Source organism: Roseateles sp. P5_D6, assembly GCF_054049415.1.
On the sequence record NZ_JBFUMK010000009.1, the window covers coordinates 26275 to 40403 of the forward strand.

The following is a 14129-nucleotide window of genomic DNA, read 5'->3' on the forward strand; positions in this document are numbered from 1 at the left end:
GGCTCAGGCCGTCATCGCCCTGGCCACCAGCAAGGTGTCGGTGAACTGCTCGAAGGCCACCACCCGCCCCGTCTTCAGCCGCCACACGTGAGCCACCCGCGCATGCAGGTCCTTGCCCGTGGCGCGGTGGCGGCCGCTGTAGTGGCCCAGGGCGACCAGCTGCTCGCCGCCGTCGATGAGCTGCTCCAGCGTGAAGCGATAGTCGTCCCAGTCACGGCCCAGCACCGCGAAGACGTTGCTGACGACAGCCGCGGGGCCGATCCAGGTGCCCGCGCAGGGGAAGCCGGCCATCTCCGTCCAGGCCACGTCGGGAGCCATGTCGGCCATCATGGCCAGGACGTCGCCGCGCGCCGAGGCGGCGTAGTGGTCGCTGATGATTTGCAGATTGCTCTTCACGCCTGCCTCCGGCTCACGAGGCACAGCCATCGATGCTGCAGAACGCGGCTGCGTCGCCGGGCTGCGCCGGCGCCTGGCCGAGCATGCCCTGCAAGGCGGCCGCGAAGTCCTGAGGCCGCCCCAGGTGGGCCGTGGCGTCCACGCGGCTGAGGCCGGCTTGGGTCTCCAGCACAAAGCTCGGGAATCCGCGCGCGCCCGTCTGCGCCATGAAGCTGCGCGTCTGCTCGATGTGGGCCTGCACCGGGCCCAGGCTCTGGCGGCCCAGCTCGGTCGCGAATTCCGCCCTTGGCAGGCCGATGGTGCCGGCCAGCTCGATCAGCACGGCGGGCTCGGCAATGCGGCGGCCCTGCACGTAATGGGCGGCCTGCAGCTCGGCCAGCATGTCCGCGCCACGGCCGGCAAGGGCTTCGGCGGCGAGGATGGCGGCGGTGGGCGGCTCGGAGTCGAACACCGCCTGTGGGTCGCACAGCAGGCCGTCGCGGTAGGCGTCGCCGAAGGGCTGGCCGGTGGCTTGGGCAATGCGCTGGTCATGCGCCAGCACGTAGGCGCGCAGCTCGGGCGTGACGGGCTGGCGTTGCGGGCCGGTCATCATGCCGCCGGCATGCAGGCGCACCGGCAGCAGGCCGCGGGCCGCGCGCACCAGGGGCGCGGCGCCCCAGCACCAGCCGCACAGGGGGTCGTAGATGTAGTGGAGGACAGGGCTCGTCATGGTGCTCACCAGGCCATTTCGCCCTTGTTGACCTTGGCGCCGATGTCCAGGGCCATGCCCAGACCGGCCTGGGGATACGCCTGCTTCATGGCGGCGATGAGGTCGGCGCCGGTCTTGGCCTTGGCGGCCTCGGCGTCGAAGCGGCGCAGGTAGTCGCGGGTGTAGCGGATGGCGCTGGTGTCGAGCGCGGTGCCGGCGGCCATGTGGCCGGGCACGACGGTGACGGGCTGAAGGGCCTCGATCTCGTCAAGCTGGGCCAGCCAGGCCTGGCGTTCGGCGGGCTTCTGGGTGTCGGCCGTCCAGACGTGCAAGTTGCCGAAGATGGCGATGTTGCCGGCCACGGTCTTGATGGACGGGATCCACACATAGGGCCGGTGGGCCAGCGCGCCGGTGGTGCCGCGCACCTCGATGGTCTCACCGTCGACGGTCAGGGTCGTGCCCTGCAGGGCCTCGGGCACGATCGGCTGCTGGGGCGCGTTGGCGCCCATCTTGGGCGACCAGAAAGCCAGCTTGCCGGCCAGCTTGGCCTGGATCTTCTCGCGCACGGCGGGCGTGGTCACCACGCGGGCCTGGGGGAAGACGGTCTTGAGTGTCTCGGCACCGAAGTAGTAGTCCGGGTCGGCGTTGCTGATGAAGATGGTCTTGAGCGTCTTGCCGCTGTCCAGCACGTTGGCGGCCACGCGCAGCGCATCGGCACGGGTGAAGCCGCTGTCGATGACCAGGGCCTCGGTCTTGCCGCTGATGACGACGGCGTTGACGTGGAAGCTGTTGCCGTCGGCGTTGTAGACCTTGACGGCCAGCGGGGCCTGGGCCAGGGCGCTGCCCGTGGCAACCATGCCCAGGGCCAGGGTGGGCAGCAGGCGGCGGGCGAGTTGGCTGAGAGGGAACATGAGCATCTCCGGTGGGGGTCTGGTGGCCGTGCCGAGGTGTCGGCGGGGTGTGGGGCGAACTCTAGGTTTTGCGGTATGGTTGATAAAGACCGATTCGGTTGACTATTTATTTCGTTTTTCGTCGCAATCAAAGAAAGAGATCATGGATCGCCTGACCGCCATGCGCGTCTTTGTCGAGGTGGCCGACCGCGCCAGCCTGACCCAGGCGGCCGATCAGCTGGAGATGTCCACCGCCATGGTCAGCCGCTATCTGGCGGCGGCCGAGGACTGGTTCGGCGCCCGGCTGCTGCACCGCACGACACGCCGCGTCAGCCTGACGGATGCCGGCAGCGCCGTGCTGCCCGCCTGTCGCCAGATGCTGGACCTGGCGCTGGAGACCCAGCACCTGGCCGCCGAGCGCAGCCGCGAGCCGGCCGGCCTGCTGCGGGTGACGACGCCGGGTTCGCTGGCCGAAGCCCAGCTGACGGCCGCGGTGGTGGATTTCCAGCGCCAGTACCGCCAGGTGGAGGTGATGCTGTCGGTGGCCGACAAGGCGGCCGACCTGGTGGCCGAGCGGGTCGACCTGGCCGTGCGCATCACCAACACGCTGGACCCGGCCATGATCGCCCGCCCGCTGGCCGTGTGCCGCTCGGTGCTGTGCGCCTCGCCGGCCTATCTGCAGCAGCACGGCACGCCGCGCACCGCCGACGAGCTGCGCCAGCACCGCTGCGTGGCCCACGCCTTCGGCATCGGCAAGCAGTACCGCTTCATGCGCAGCGCCGAACTGATCACCGTGCCGGTGGAGTGGAGCCTGCACACCAACGAGACCGCCGTGCTGCGCCGCGCCGTGCTGGCCGGGGCCGGCGTCGGCATGCTGCCCACCTACTACCTGGGCGATGATCTGCGCGCCGGCCGGCTGCTGCCCCTGCTGCCCGACCACCAGCCCGAGGTGCTGGGCATCCATGCCATCTACCTGTCGCGCCAGCACCAGCCGCTGGCGCTGCGGCTGCTGGTGGACTTCCTGGCGGCACGCTTCGCAGGCGAGCCCTGGGACCGTGAACTGAACGCCGCCCCTGCGGCTGCGCACGAGGAGACTGCATGAACCAGCCCTTGCTCGACGTGCTGGCGCTGCTGCGCGCCGGCCAATGGGTGCAGGCGCACGACGAGGTGCAGCGCCACGATTCGCCCGAGGCCGCCTGGCTGCATGCCCTGGTGCATGTGCAGGAGGGCGACCTGGAGGACGCCGAGTACTGGTACGGCAAGGCCGGCCGAGACTGGCGCCGCCGCCTCGGGCTGGCCGAGGAGCTGGACGCGTTGGAGCGGCAGCTGCGTCTTTAACTGGCGCGACAGCGCGCGCAGGCCGGCCTGGCGGCCGCTCAGGTGCAGGGTCAGGCGCTGGCCGGCCGCGAGCCCCTCAAAATGTCAGCGCATCCACACGCCCCGGGACCTCGCGGTCCGGCATGCCGCGCACATCCCTGGCCGAGAATTCGCTGACCCCGCGCAGCGCGAACAGCGCCGCCCCGCCCTGCCCGCGCCGCAGATTGACGGCATGGAAGCTGGCATCGCTGACATCGTCCAGCACGACCGCGGTTCGCCCCTCCGGCTTGACGTAGCCAACCTTGACGTGATGAACCTCGATGGCCTTCACATGGCGCATGTAAAACGCATACGCCGGGGCCTTGCCGAACATGCCGGGCTCCGGATATCCGTTTGCGTTTTCGGGCGGAACCACCTTGCTCCAGGCCGCATCGCCGCCGCCTTGCATTTCTATCTGCACATTGCTGATGCGAATATCCTCGATCAGATGCCCTTCCAGCCCGGCAATGGTGCTGGCGTGATTGACGTGCGCACCGGACACCACAATGTTGCTGATATTGATGCGCTTGATCGTGCCCACCCGCGGCTGATTCGGTCCGCGCAGGCGCGCGCCCAAGCGGATGAAGATCGGATCGTTCACCACGTTGCGCATGGTGATGTTGGAAATCGTCAGGTCCTCGATGTGCGAACCGTCCACGCTCTCGATCGCCAGGCCGCGGCACTCGTCGAAAATGCAGTTCGTGATGGCGATGTTCTTGAAGTCACCGTTCGATTCGGTGCCCATCTTGATGCGGCCGTATCGCCCCGACCGGTATTCCGGCGCACTGCGCTTGAAGGTGCCGTCAATCACGCTGCCTTCGTCGAAATTTCCCGATACCAGGCAATCCGATATCGTGATGTTTTCGCAGTGCTGGATGCGCCCCAGGCCGTAGCTGGCCTTGAGGCAAATCGCATCGTCCCAGGGCGTATTCAGGCTGCAATTCGTGATGCGCACGTTGTTGCACCCGTCGATATCCATGCCGTCACGGTTGGTGTCGATGATCAGGTGGTCGATCAGCATATTGCCGCAGCCGGTCGCCAAGATGCCGAAATGGCCGCCATGCAGGATCGAGAAATCGCGCAAGGTCACGTTGCTGCATTCGCGCAGCGCAATCGCCTTGTCGGCTTCGCCGGGCTGGTCCGGTTTGTCGGTGTAGTAGCCGGTGTATTTGTCGTGGCCGCTGATCAAGCCTTTGCCATGAATCAAGCCGCCGCCGACGATGGCCACGTTGTTCAGGCCAATACCCCAGATCAGGCTGTTTTGCCAGTGGCTGTGGCCGTAGTCCTGATAGTTGCCGCCGGCCTCGTTCGGCTCGGGCAGGTCGTAGCGCGCCACGCTGGCGTCAACCGCTTCGATCACCGCGCCAGCTTCCAGGTAGAGCGTGATGTTGCTCTTGAGCCGGATCGACGCCGACAGGTAGCGCCCAGGCGGGAAATAGACAGTACCCCCGCCCGCGGCCGCCGCGGCAGCAATGGCCGCATTGACCGCCGGCGAGTCGAGCGTGCGGCCATCGCCCTTGGCGCCGAAACGCCTGACGTCGAACAGCGAACTCGTTGGTATGGGCGGCGCTGCCAGCGAGCAGGCCGGCAGCGCGGCAACGAGCGCAACGGCCCGTGCCAGGAAATGTCTGCGTATAGGTAGCAATGTAAATTTCTTGAACGCCACGGAACCGCACAGTCTTTGTCCGCGCGAACAATTCGACCAATGACTTATTCGCCCCGACCCATACGCATATTGACATCACCCGGCCCTGCTGCGCGGTTGCGATCAACCACCTGCCGTGCCGGCCGTCCATTCCACTTAAAACGGCATAAAGCCGCAGCTGCAAGAAGGTGCAGCGCCCGAGGCGGCTGCCGCGCCCGATTGACAGCCAGTTGGAATTAACCGACACCACACGGGCCGCTGCAACGCTAAGGTGCCGCCGCCATGAGCTCCAACCTCTCTCCCAGACTCTGGGACATCTCTCCCACCGTCGCCCCCGACGCGCCCATCTTCCCGGGCGACGAGCCCTACAGCCTTCGCTGGACGGCGCAGCTGTCGCCCGGTTGCCCGGTCAACCTCAGCGCCATCACGATGAGCCCTCACGTGGGCGCGCATGCCGATGCGCCGCTGCACTACGCCAACGATGCGCCGGCTATTCACCAGGTGCCGCTGGACACCTATCTGGGCCGCTGCCGCGTCATCCACGCCATCGGCGCCGCGCCGCTGATCATGGTCGGGCATCTTCAGCACGCCGAAAACGACCTGCCGCCGCGCGTGCTGGTGCGTTGCTGCGACAAGGCCGACACGGTGTGGAACCCGGCCTTCACCGCCTACGCGCCCGAGGCCGTCGAATGGCTGGCCGCGCGCGGTGTGCGGCTGATCGGCATCGACACGCCGAGCGTGGACCCGGCCGACTCCAAGGTGCTGGACAGCCACCAGCAGCTGCGCCACCACGACCTGCGCGTGCTGGAGAACCTGGTGCTCGACGACGTGCCCGAGGGCGACTACGAGCTGATCGCCCTGCCACTCAAACTACAAGGCGCCTGTGCCTCCCCGGTGCGCGCCGTCCTGAGGGAACTGCCATGAATCTCGATGATGCCAAGCGGCTCGATGCCGCCGACCCCCTGCGCAGCCTGCGCGAGCTGTTCACGCTGCCCGACGGCGTCACTTACCTGGATGGCAACTCGCTGGGCGCCCTGCCCCGCGCCACACCCGAGCGCATCCAGCGCGCGGTGGAGCAGGAGTGGGGCCAGGGCCTGATCAAGAGCTGGAACACCGCCGGCTGGATCGACCTGCCGCGCCGCCTGGGCGACCGGCTGGCGCCGTGGCTGGGCGCGCGCCCGGGCGAGGTGCTGGTGGCGGATTCGACCTCCGTCAATCTCTACAAGGTGCTGCATGCCGCGCTGCAACTGCAGCAGGGCAAGCGCAAGGTTGTCATCAGCGAGCGCAGCAACTTCCCCACCGACAACTACATCGCGCAGAGCGTGGTGCGGGCGCATGGCGGCGAGTTGATCCTGACCGAGTCGCCCGAGGACATCCCGCCGCTGCTGGACGAGCGCTGCGCCGTGCTGATGCTGACGCATGTGAACTACCGCACCGGCCGCATGCATGACATGGGTCTGCTGACGCGCTGGGCGCAGCAGGCCGGCGCGCTGGCCGTGTGGGACCTGGCGCACAGCGCCGGCGCAGTGCCCATCGACCTGCTGGGCAGCGCGGCGGACTTCGCCATTGGCTGCGGCTACAAATACCTGAACGGCGGCCCGGGCGCGCCGGCCTTCGTGTGGATGCACCCGCGCCACGAGGGCCAGGTGTGGCAGCCGCTGACCGGCTGGCTGGGACACGCCAACCCCTTCGATTTCGACAGCGAATACCAGCCCGCGCCGGGCATTCAGCAGTACCAGTGCGGCACGCCCGCGGTGCTGGCGATGACGGGGCTGGACACGGCGCTGGACGTGTACGACGCGGCGAACAAACTGGGCGGCATCAAGGCGCTGCGCAACAAGTCGCTGGCGCTGACCGAGGCCTTCATCGGTGGCGTGGAGGCGCGCGTGCCCGGCGCCGTCATTGCCACGCCGCGGGACTCGGCCATGCGCGGCTCGCAGGTGTCGTTTTCGCTGCCCGAGGGGATCGATGGCTATGCGGTCATGCAGGCGCTGATTGCCCAGGGCGTCATCGGCGACTTCCGCGCCGGCGACCCCGAGCTGCTGCGCTTCGGCTTCGCGCCGCTGTACAACGGTTTCGCCGATGTGGCGTGCGCGGTGCGGGTGCTGGGGGACATCCTTGACTCACGCTCCTGGGATGCGCCGCAGTTCACCAGCCGCTCCAAGGTGACTTGACCCACCCCCTACTCGCTTCGCGAGCCCCCTCAAGGGGGCACTGCCAGCGGCCCGGCAAAGCCGGTTCCACGGCAGTCACTCGGTAAGGCACTACGCATTCCCATGGCAACCACTGATCATCACGGCGCCCAGCTCGATTTCTCCAAGGACATGAGCTATGGGGACTATCTCCAGCTCGACGCCATCCTCAGCGCCCAGAAGCCGCTCTCGCCCGACCACAACGAGATGCTCTTCATCGTGCAGCACCAGACCTCGGAGCTGTGGATGAAGCTGATGCTGCACGAGCTGCAAGCCGCCATCGCGAACGTGGCGGCCGACCGCCTGCCCGAGGCCTTCAAGATGCTGGCGCGGGTGTCGCGCATCATGGAGCAGCTGGTGCACGCCTGGGACGTGCTGGCGACGATGACGCCGCCCGAGTACAGCGCCATCCGGCCCTACCTGGCCAAGAGCAGCGGCTTCCAGAGCGCGCAGTACCGGCGCATCGAGTTCCTGCTCGGCAACAAGAACGCCGCCATGCTCAAGCCGCACGAGCACCGGCCCGACCTGCTGGCCCAGGTGAAGCAAGCCTATGACGCGCCGTCCCTCTACGACGAGGCGCTCAAGCTGATGGCGCGGCGTGGCATCCCGGTGCCAGCGGCCAACCTCAGCCGCGACTGGACCCAGCCTCACGTGGCCGACGAGGGCGTGAAGGAAGCCTGGCTGACGGTCTACCGGGCACCTGAGAAAAACTGGGACCTGTACCAGATGGGCGAGGAGCTGGTGGACCTGGAGGACGCCTTCCGCCTCTGGCGCTTCCGCCACGTGACGACGGTAGAGCGCGTCATCGGCTTCAAGCGCGGCACCGGCGGCACGGGCGGCGTCAGCTATCTGCGCAAGATGCTGGACGTGGTGCTGTTCCCGGAGCTGTGGGCGCTGCGCACGGAGCTGTAGGAAAAACGCCGGGCGTTGTCGATTTCGGCCGGCCTCGACCGTCGTTCCTGGCCCGGCCCGGTCGGCCGGGTTTGGAAAGGACCCGATGAAACTGCTCCTCACCTCCGCCGGCATCCGCAACGCGAGCATCCATGCCGCGCTGCTCGACCTGCTGGGCAAACCCATCGCCGAGTGCCACGCGCTGTGCATCCCCACGGCGCTGTACGGGCATCCGCACGGCAGCCCTGAGAACACTTGGCGTTTCATCAGCGGCCAGGAGCCGTCCACGCCGATGTGCGAGCTGGGTTGGAAGTCGGTCGGGGTGCTGGAACTCACTGCGCTGCCGAGCATCGACAGGGCGCGCTGGCAAGGCTGGGTGCGGCAGGCGGACGTGCTGCTGGTGAACGGCGGCGACGCGCTGTACCTGTGCCACTGGATGCGCCAGTCGGGGCTGGCCGACCTGCTGCAGTCGCTGCCGGACATGGTCTGGGTGGGCTTGAGCGCAGGGAGCATGGTCATGACGCCGCGCGTCGGCGAGGCCTTCGTCGAAACCAGGCCGCCCATCACGGGCGATGACAGGGCGCTCGGCGTGGTCGATTTCGCGATCTTTCCCCACCTGGACTACCCCGGCTGGCCGAGCAACTCGATGGCCGCCGCCGAGGCATGGGCGGCCGGCATCGGCTGCCCGGCCTACGCTCTCGACGACGAGAGCGCCATCAAGGTGGTGGACGGCGCCGCGGAAGTCGTGTCGGCAGGGCATTGGAAGTTCTTCGCCCGCTGACGGCAGGCACCGTGCCCACCGGCATGGTGCACCCGGCTTCTACAATCCCAGGCACCCTTTTCACGGTCCCGAGCCCACCCGGCGCGGGACCATCACCGAGGTCCTGACGCCATGGACACCCACACCCACGAAACCCGCCTGCGCATCGAGCGCCTGCGCGATGCCCTCAACGCCCACGGCGTGCATGCCGTGCTCGTGCCGTCCAGTGATCCGCACCTGTCCGAATACCTGCCCGACCGCTGGCAGGGCCGCGAATGGCTGTCGGGCTTCACCGGCTCGGTCGGCAGCCTTGTCGTCACGCGCGACCAGGCCGCCCTGTTTGCCGACAGCCGCTACTGGGCCCAGGCCGAGGCGCAGATCGCCGGCAGCGGCATCCAGCTCGAGAAGATGAACTCGGGCGCGTCGACGCAATACATCGACTGGATCGCCAAAGCCCTGCAGCCCGGCCAGTCGATCGCCGTGGACGGCCAGGTGTTGGGGCTGTCCCTGGCCAATGCCCTGCGCACGGCCATGCAGCGCGCCGGCATCACGCTGCGCACCGACCTCGACCTCGTGCAGGACGCCTGGGACAGCCGCCCCGGCCTGCCCACCGAACCCGTCTACGAGCACGCCGCGCCGCAGGCCGCCGTGTCCCGCGCCGACAAGCTGGCCCGCGTGCGCGCCGCGATGGCGACGGTGCAGGCCACCCACCACCTCGTGTCTACCGTGGACGACGTGGCCTGGCTGCTGAATCTGCGCGGCAGCGACGTGCAGTGCAACCCGGTCTTCATCGCCCACCTGCTGCTGGACCCCACCGGCGGCCGCCTCTTCATTGGCGACGGCAAGGTGCCAGCCGACGTGGCCGCGCGGCTTGCGGCGGATGGCATCCAGCTTGCACCCTATGAGCAGGCCGCATCCGCCTTGGCTGCCCTGCCCGCTTCGGCCAAGCTGCTGATCGACCCGCGCCGCGTGACCCTGGGCCTGCGCGAGGCCGTGCCCACGGGCGTGACCGTCGTCGAGCAGATCAATCCGAGCACGCTGCTGAAGAGCCGCAAGACCGCCGCCGAGGCCGCCTTCATCCGCGAGGCCATGGCCGAGGACGGCGCGGCGATGTGCGAGTTCTATGCCGACTTCGAAGCCTCAATGGCCCGCGGCGAACGCTGGAGCGAACTGGACGTCGACACCCAGCTGACGGCCGCGCGCAAGAGGCGCCCGGGCTTCGTGGGCCTGTCCTTCTCGACGATTGCGGGCTGGATGGCCAATGGCGCCCAGCCGCACTACCGCGCCACGCCCGAGTCGTTCGCGCAGATCGAAGGCAACGGCCTGCTGCTGATCGATTCCGGCGGCCAGTACGTGGGCGGCACGACGGACATCACGCGCGTCTGGCCCATCGGCACCGTCAGCGCGGCGCAGAAGCGCGACTACACGCTGGTGCTCAAGGGCACGCTGGCGCTGTCGCGCACCCGCTTCCCGCGCGGCACGCTCAGCCCCATGCTGGACGCGATCGCCCGCGCGCCGCTGTGGGAGCACGGCCTGGACTACGGCCACGGCACGGGCCACGGCGTGGGCTACTTCATGAATGTGCATGAAGGCCCTCAGAGCATCAGCAAGGCGATTGCCGAGCCGGCCATGGCCATGGAGCCCGGCATGATCACGTCCATCGAGCCAGGCCTGTATCGGCCGGGGCTGTGGGGTGTGCGCATCGAGAACCTGGTGCTCAACGTCGCCATCGATACGCCGGAGAAGAACGCCTTCGGCGAGATGCTGGAGTTCGAGACGCTGACGCTCTGCCCCATCGACACGCGCTGCATCGACATCAGCCTGATGCGCGCCGACGAGATCGACTGGCTGAACCGCTACCACGCCACCGTGCGAGAGCGCCTGAGCGCCAAGGTCAGCGGCCCGGCCCTGGCCTGGCTGCTGCTGCGCACCGCGCCGTTGGCGGCCTGATGCGCGCGCTGGCTGCGCTGCTGCTGTGTGCGGTAGGCGCGGCCGCGGCGCAGACGCGCTATGAGGGCCTGTGCGACGCCTCGGCGGCGGTGGCGCTGGATGCGCGTCATTTCGTCGTTGCCGATGATGAGCACAACCGGCTGACCATCTACAGGCGCGGCGAAGCCAAAAGCGTCGGCGGGATCGACCTCGACAAGTTCTTGAAGGCCGACAAGGAAGCCGACCTCGAAGGCGCGGCCCAGGTCGGCCGCCGCATCTACTGGATCGCCTCGCATGCGCGCAACAGCGCCGGCAAGGTACGCGAAGACCGGCTGCGCTTCTTCGCCACCGAGATCCGCGGCACGACGGTGGAGCCGGTGGGCCAGCCCTACACGGGCCTGCTGGCCGACCTGCTGGCGGCGCCGGCCCTGGCGCCGCTGAAACTGTCCGACGCTGCTGGCCGCGCGGCCGAGGCGGAAGGCGGCTTCAACATCGAAGGCCTGGCCGCGGCGCCCGATGGCAGCCTGCTGATCGGCCTGCGCAACCCGATTCCGCAGGGGCGTGCCCTCGTCATTCCGCTGCTGAACCCGGCCGAGCTGGTCGCGGCCAAGGGCCCAGCGCGCTTTGGCAGCGCCATTCGCCTGGACCTGGGCGGCCGCGGCGTGCGCTCCATCGAGCGCGTGGGCAGCGGCTATCTGATCGCCGCTGGCCCGCCGGCCGACGTGGGCAGCTTCGCGCTGTTCCGCTGGAGCGGCAAGGCCACTGACGTGCCGACCCCGGTCAAGGCCGAGCTCGGCACGCTGCGCCCGGAGGCGCTGTTCGCCTGGCCGGACGGGCTGCTCACGCTGCTCAGCGACGACGGCGGCGTCATGGTGGGCAAGAAGGCCTGCAAGGACGCGGACAAGAGCAAGCGCGCCTTCCGCGCCCTCGACCTCAAGCCTTAGGCACCAAGGGATAGCGCCACACCAGCGCCGCGCTGGCCAGCAGCATCAACAGCACGCCGCTGAACAACGGCACTGCGCTGTCCGCATGCCCGAGGAAAGGCGCCACCAACTGCGTACCGACGGCGCCGGCGGCAAGCAGCGCCAGCACCAGCAAGGCCGTCGCGCGGCCCATCTGCGCAGGCGGCACGGCCAGGGCATCGACGAAGGTGGCCGGCCCACGAATGGCCAGGGCGCCGCAGAAGCACATCCAGTAGGCCGCCACCGCCGCATAAGGCAGCTGCTGCCCGCTCCAGGCGGCCAGCAGCGCCAGCGTGCAGGCCACCAGCTGCACCACGCTGCCCAGCCTCACGACGCGCGCATGGCCCAGGCGCGCGGCCAGCCGGCCCGACTGCGAGGCGCCCAGCATGAAGGAGCCGACACCCAGCACCTGCAGCAGCGCGAATGCCGCCGTGCCCAAGCCCAGGGTGTGCTGCAGCAGTTGGGGCGCGCTGGCCAGGAAGGTCAGCAGCGCACCGATGCACAGCGCATGCGAACCGGCCAGCCGCAGATAGCTGCGGTTGCGCAGGATGCCGAGATAGCCGGCGTCGTGCTCGAGGTTGAGCCCGGGCAGCCTGCGCGGCGCGATCTTCACCACCCACGGCAGCAACAGCAGGGCCAGGGCCGCCAGCACCCAGAAGGTGCCGCGCCAGTCCGTCACGCGCAGCATCAGCGCGCCCAGCACGGGGCCGGCAGCAGGCACGATGGCCTCGACCATGGAGATGGCGGCGATGCCGCGCACCACGTCGGCATCGGCCAGCGTGGCGCGTACGACGGTCGGCGCCACCACCGTCGCCGCCGCGGCTGACACACCCTGCAGCAGGCGCAGCACCAGCAGCGTCTCGATGTTGGGCGCTAAAGCGCAGCCCAGGCTGGTCAGCACCAGCAGCAGCAGGCCCACCTCGACGCAGCGCCGCGGACCGAGGCGGTTCAGCAGCTCGCCCCACAGCAGTTGGGCGCCTGCCAGGCCGGCCAGGTAGACGGCCACGGTGGCCTGGGCCAAGGGCACGCTGATGCCCATGCCAGCCTGCAGAGCGGGCACGGCGGGCAGGTAGAGGTCCATCGCGGCCATGCTGACGCCGGTGACGAAGGCCAGCGGCAGGATGGTGCGTATCGATGCGGAAGGGGATGCGGGAGGGGAATGCATGCGGGAGCCTCTTCTTCACAGAGGGCGCCCTTGTCCTGTCGTCCTCACCAAGCGTGGCGAAGGCATCATGACCCTCGTCGCAGCACCCCTCGGCAGAGACGGCGTCACGGCACTCGCCGCGAAGCGCTGCGCATTTTAGGCAAGGCAAACTCCGTTCATGGACCAGGTGGATATTGCCGTCATCGGTGCCGGCGTTGTCGGCCTCGCGATCGCGCGCGAGCTGGCGCTGCGCGGGCGTGAGGTCGTCGTCATCGAGGCCGTCGGCGCCATCGGCACGGGCATCTCCTCGCGCAACAGCGAGGTCATCCACGCCGGCCTCTACTACCCAACCGGCAGCCTGAAGGCGCGGCTGTGCGTGCGCGGCAAGATGCTGCTCTACGACTACTGCGCGGCGCGCGGCATTGCGCACAGTCGCTGCGGCAAGCTGGTGGTGGCAACACGCGCCGAGGACCTGCCGCGGCTGGAGCAGATCGCCGAGGCTGGCGTGGCCAATGGCGTTGACGACCTGCGCCTGCTGAGTCGGACCGAAACGCTGGCGCTGGAGCCGGCCTTGAACGCCGCGGGTGCGCTGCTGTCGCCGTCCAGCGGCATCGTCGACAGCCATGGCCTGATGACAGCCCTGCTGGCTGACGCCGAGAACGCCGGCGCGACGCTGGCCCTGGCCAGTGCGGTGACCGGTGGCGCGCGGGAGGGTGATGGCTGGCGGCTGCTGGTGGAGGATTTCGAGCTGGGCGCGCGCTGCGTCATCAATGCAGCTGGGCTGTTTGCTGCGCAGGTCGCTGAATCCCTGGGCACGCCTGTGCCACCACTGCGCTTTGCCCGCGGCCACTACTTCTCACTCGCCGGACGGGCGCCGTTCTCGCACCTGATCTACCCGCTGCCGGTAGACGGCGGCCTGGGTGTGCATCTGACGCTGGATCTGGGCGGCCAGGCGCGCTTCGGGCCTGATGTGCAGTGGTTGACCGAGCGCGCGCCGGCCAGGCTGGACTACGCCGTCGACCCTGCCCTGGCACCGGCCTTCGAGGCCGAGGTGCGCGGCTACTGGCCGGGCCTGCCCGCGGGCGCGCTGCAGCCGGCCTACAGCGGCATCCGGCCAAAGCTGAGCGGCCCGGGCGAGGCGGCGGCGGACTTCCGCATCGACACCGCGACGCCGGGCTTGGTGCAGCTGTTCGGCATCGAGTCGCCCGGGCTGACGGCCTCGCTGGCCCTGGCCGAAGAGGTCGCCGCCCGGCTTTGAACCCAGGACGCTGAAACT

General features: G+C 69.0%; 14 protein-coding genes. 9 read left to right on the forward strand and 5 right to left on the reverse strand.

The window, feature by feature from the left end; genetic code table 11:
• Positions 1–3: 3 nt before the first annotated feature.
• From ACXJKM_RS13780 to ACXJKM_RS13790, 3 genes are read right to left on the reverse strand one after another with little or no spacing between them, the layout of a single operon-like run.
• Entirely contained in the window at positions 4–396 is a 393-nt protein-coding gene (locus tag ACXJKM_RS13780; protein ID WP_457352996.1) for a nuclear transport factor 2 family protein, read from the reverse strand.
• Between the two features lie 13 nt (positions 397–409).
• Positions 410–1105 carry a DsbA family protein gene (locus ACXJKM_RS13785; protein WP_457352998.1) on the reverse strand — a complete coding sequence of 232 codons (696 nt, stop codon included), beginning with the start codon at positions 1103–1105 and terminating at the stop codon, positions 410–412.
• Positions 1106–1110: 5 nt separating this feature from the next.
• Positions 1111–1995, reverse strand: a complete 885-nt coding sequence (locus tag ACXJKM_RS13790) for an MBL fold metallo-hydrolase (RefSeq protein WP_457353000.1) — start codon at positions 1993–1995, stop codon at positions 1111–1113.
• A gap of 142 nt (positions 1996–2137) precedes the next feature.
• Here ACXJKM_RS13790 and ACXJKM_RS13795 point away from each other — a divergent pair, with 142 nt between their 5' ends.
• Both ACXJKM_RS13795 and ACXJKM_RS13800 read left to right on the forward strand, forming a co-directional pair.
• Entirely contained in the window at positions 2138–3076 is a 939-nt protein-coding gene (locus ACXJKM_RS13795) for a LysR family transcriptional regulator (protein WP_457323538.1), read from the forward strand.
• The gene (locus tag ACXJKM_RS13800) at positions 3073–3312 is read left to right on the forward strand and encodes a hypothetical protein (RefSeq protein ID WP_457323539.1); all 240 of its coding nucleotides are present in this window, start codon (positions 3073–3075) and stop codon (positions 3310–3312) included. The genes ACXJKM_RS13795 and ACXJKM_RS13800 overlap by 4 nt, the downstream gene beginning before the upstream one ends.
• Positions 3313–3388: 76 nt before the next feature.
• Here the strand turns inward: ACXJKM_RS13800 and ACXJKM_RS13805 are convergent, their stop codons facing one another.
• Positions 3389–4996 (reverse strand): rhamnogalacturonidase, encoded by a 1608-nt coding sequence (locus ACXJKM_RS13805; protein WP_457353002.1) that lies wholly within the window; start codon positions 4994–4996, stop codon positions 3389–3391.
• 261 nt (positions 4997–5257) lie between these two features.
• On the opposite strand from ACXJKM_RS13805, the gene kynB reads away from it, so the two are divergent.
• The 6 genes from kynB (at position 5258) to ACXJKM_RS13835 (ending at position 11691) form a co-directional block, all read left to right on the forward strand.
• On the forward strand, positions 5258–5899 hold the full coding sequence (kynB, locus tag ACXJKM_RS13810; RefSeq protein WP_457353004.1) for an arylformamidase: 642 nt from the start codon (positions 5258–5260) through the stop codon (positions 5897–5899).
• Complete coding sequence (kynU, locus tag ACXJKM_RS13815; RefSeq protein WP_457353006.1) at positions 5896–7149, forward strand: kynureninase; 1254 nt, start codon at positions 5896–5898, stop codon at positions 7147–7149. Before kynB ends, kynU begins: the two co-directional genes overlap by 4 nt.
• Positions 7150–7251: 102 nt before the next feature.
• Positions 7252–8079 carry a tryptophan 2,3-dioxygenase gene (kynA, locus tag ACXJKM_RS13820; RefSeq protein WP_457353008.1) on the forward strand — a complete coding sequence of 276 codons (828 nt, stop codon included), beginning with the start codon at positions 7252–7254 and terminating at the stop codon, positions 8077–8079.
• A gap of 85 nt (positions 8080–8164) precedes the next feature.
• The gene (locus ACXJKM_RS13825; protein WP_457353010.1) at positions 8165–8839 is read left to right on the forward strand and encodes a Type 1 glutamine amidotransferase-like domain-containing protein; all 675 of its coding nucleotides are present in this window, start codon (positions 8165–8167) and stop codon (positions 8837–8839) included.
• A 111-nt stretch (positions 8840–8950) separates the two neighbouring features.
• Positions 8951–10768 (forward strand): aminopeptidase P family protein, encoded by a 1818-nt coding sequence (locus tag ACXJKM_RS13830; RefSeq protein WP_457353012.1) that lies wholly within the window; start codon positions 8951–8953, stop codon positions 10766–10768.
• Positions 10768–11691, forward strand: coding sequence for a DUF3616 domain-containing protein (locus ACXJKM_RS13835; RefSeq protein ID WP_457353014.1), 924 nt, complete (start codon positions 10768–10770; stop codon positions 11689–11691). Before ACXJKM_RS13830 ends, ACXJKM_RS13835 begins: the two co-directional genes overlap by 1 nt.
• Here ACXJKM_RS13835 and ACXJKM_RS13840 read toward each other — a convergent pair.
• Positions 11681–12874, reverse strand: coding sequence for an MFS transporter (locus ACXJKM_RS13840; protein WP_457353016.1), 1194 nt, complete (start codon positions 12872–12874; stop codon positions 11681–11683). The genes ACXJKM_RS13835 and ACXJKM_RS13840 overlap by 11 nt on opposite strands.
• Before the next feature lie 157 nt (positions 12875–13031).
• Between ACXJKM_RS13840 and ACXJKM_RS13845 the strand changes: the two genes are divergently transcribed.
• Positions 13032–14111 (forward strand): NAD(P)/FAD-dependent oxidoreductase, encoded by a 1080-nt coding sequence (locus ACXJKM_RS13845; protein WP_457353017.1) that lies wholly within the window; start codon positions 13032–13034, stop codon positions 14109–14111.
• Positions 14112–14129: the final 18 nt, after the last annotated feature.

Coding starts and splice junctions, on each gene's coding strand:
- kynA (WP_457353008.1), top strand. CDS start 7,252: ATGGCAACCACTGATCATCACGGCGCCCAGCTCGATTTCTCCAAGGAC.
- ACXJKM_RS13835 (WP_457353014.1), top strand. CDS start 10,768: ATGCGCGCGCTGGCTGCGCTGCTGCTGTGTGCGGTAGGCGCGGCCGCG.
- ACXJKM_RS13795 (WP_457323538.1), top strand. CDS start 2,138: ATGGATCGCCTGACCGCCATGCGCGTCTTTGTCGAGGTGGCCGACCGC.
- ACXJKM_RS13800 (WP_457323539.1), top strand. CDS start 3,073: ATGAACCAGCCCTTGCTCGACGTGCTGGCGCTGCTGCGCGCCGGCCAA.
- kynB (WP_457353004.1), top strand. CDS start 5,258: ATGAGCTCCAACCTCTCTCCCAGACTCTGGGACATCTCTCCCACCGTC.
- ACXJKM_RS13785 (WP_457352998.1), bottom strand. CDS start 1,105: ATGACGAGCCCTGTCCTCCACTACATCTACGACCCCCTGTGCGGCTGG.
- kynU (WP_457353006.1), top strand. CDS start 5,896: ATGAATCTCGATGATGCCAAGCGGCTCGATGCCGCCGACCCCCTGCGC.
- ACXJKM_RS13790 (WP_457353000.1), bottom strand. CDS start 1,995: ATGTTCCCTCTCAGCCAACTCGCCCGCCGCCTGCTGCCCACCCTGGCC.
- ACXJKM_RS13825 (WP_457353010.1), top strand. CDS start 8,165: ATGAAACTGCTCCTCACCTCCGCCGGCATCCGCAACGCGAGCATCCAT.
- ACXJKM_RS13845 (WP_457353017.1), top strand. CDS start 13,032: ATGGACCAGGTGGATATTGCCGTCATCGGTGCCGGCGTTGTCGGCCTC.
- ACXJKM_RS13840 (WP_457353016.1), bottom strand. CDS start 12,874: ATGCATTCCCCTCCCGCATCCCCTTCCGCATCGATACGCACCATCCTG.
- ACXJKM_RS13830 (WP_457353012.1), top strand. CDS start 8,951: ATGGACACCCACACCCACGAAACCCGCCTGCGCATCGAGCGCCTGCGC.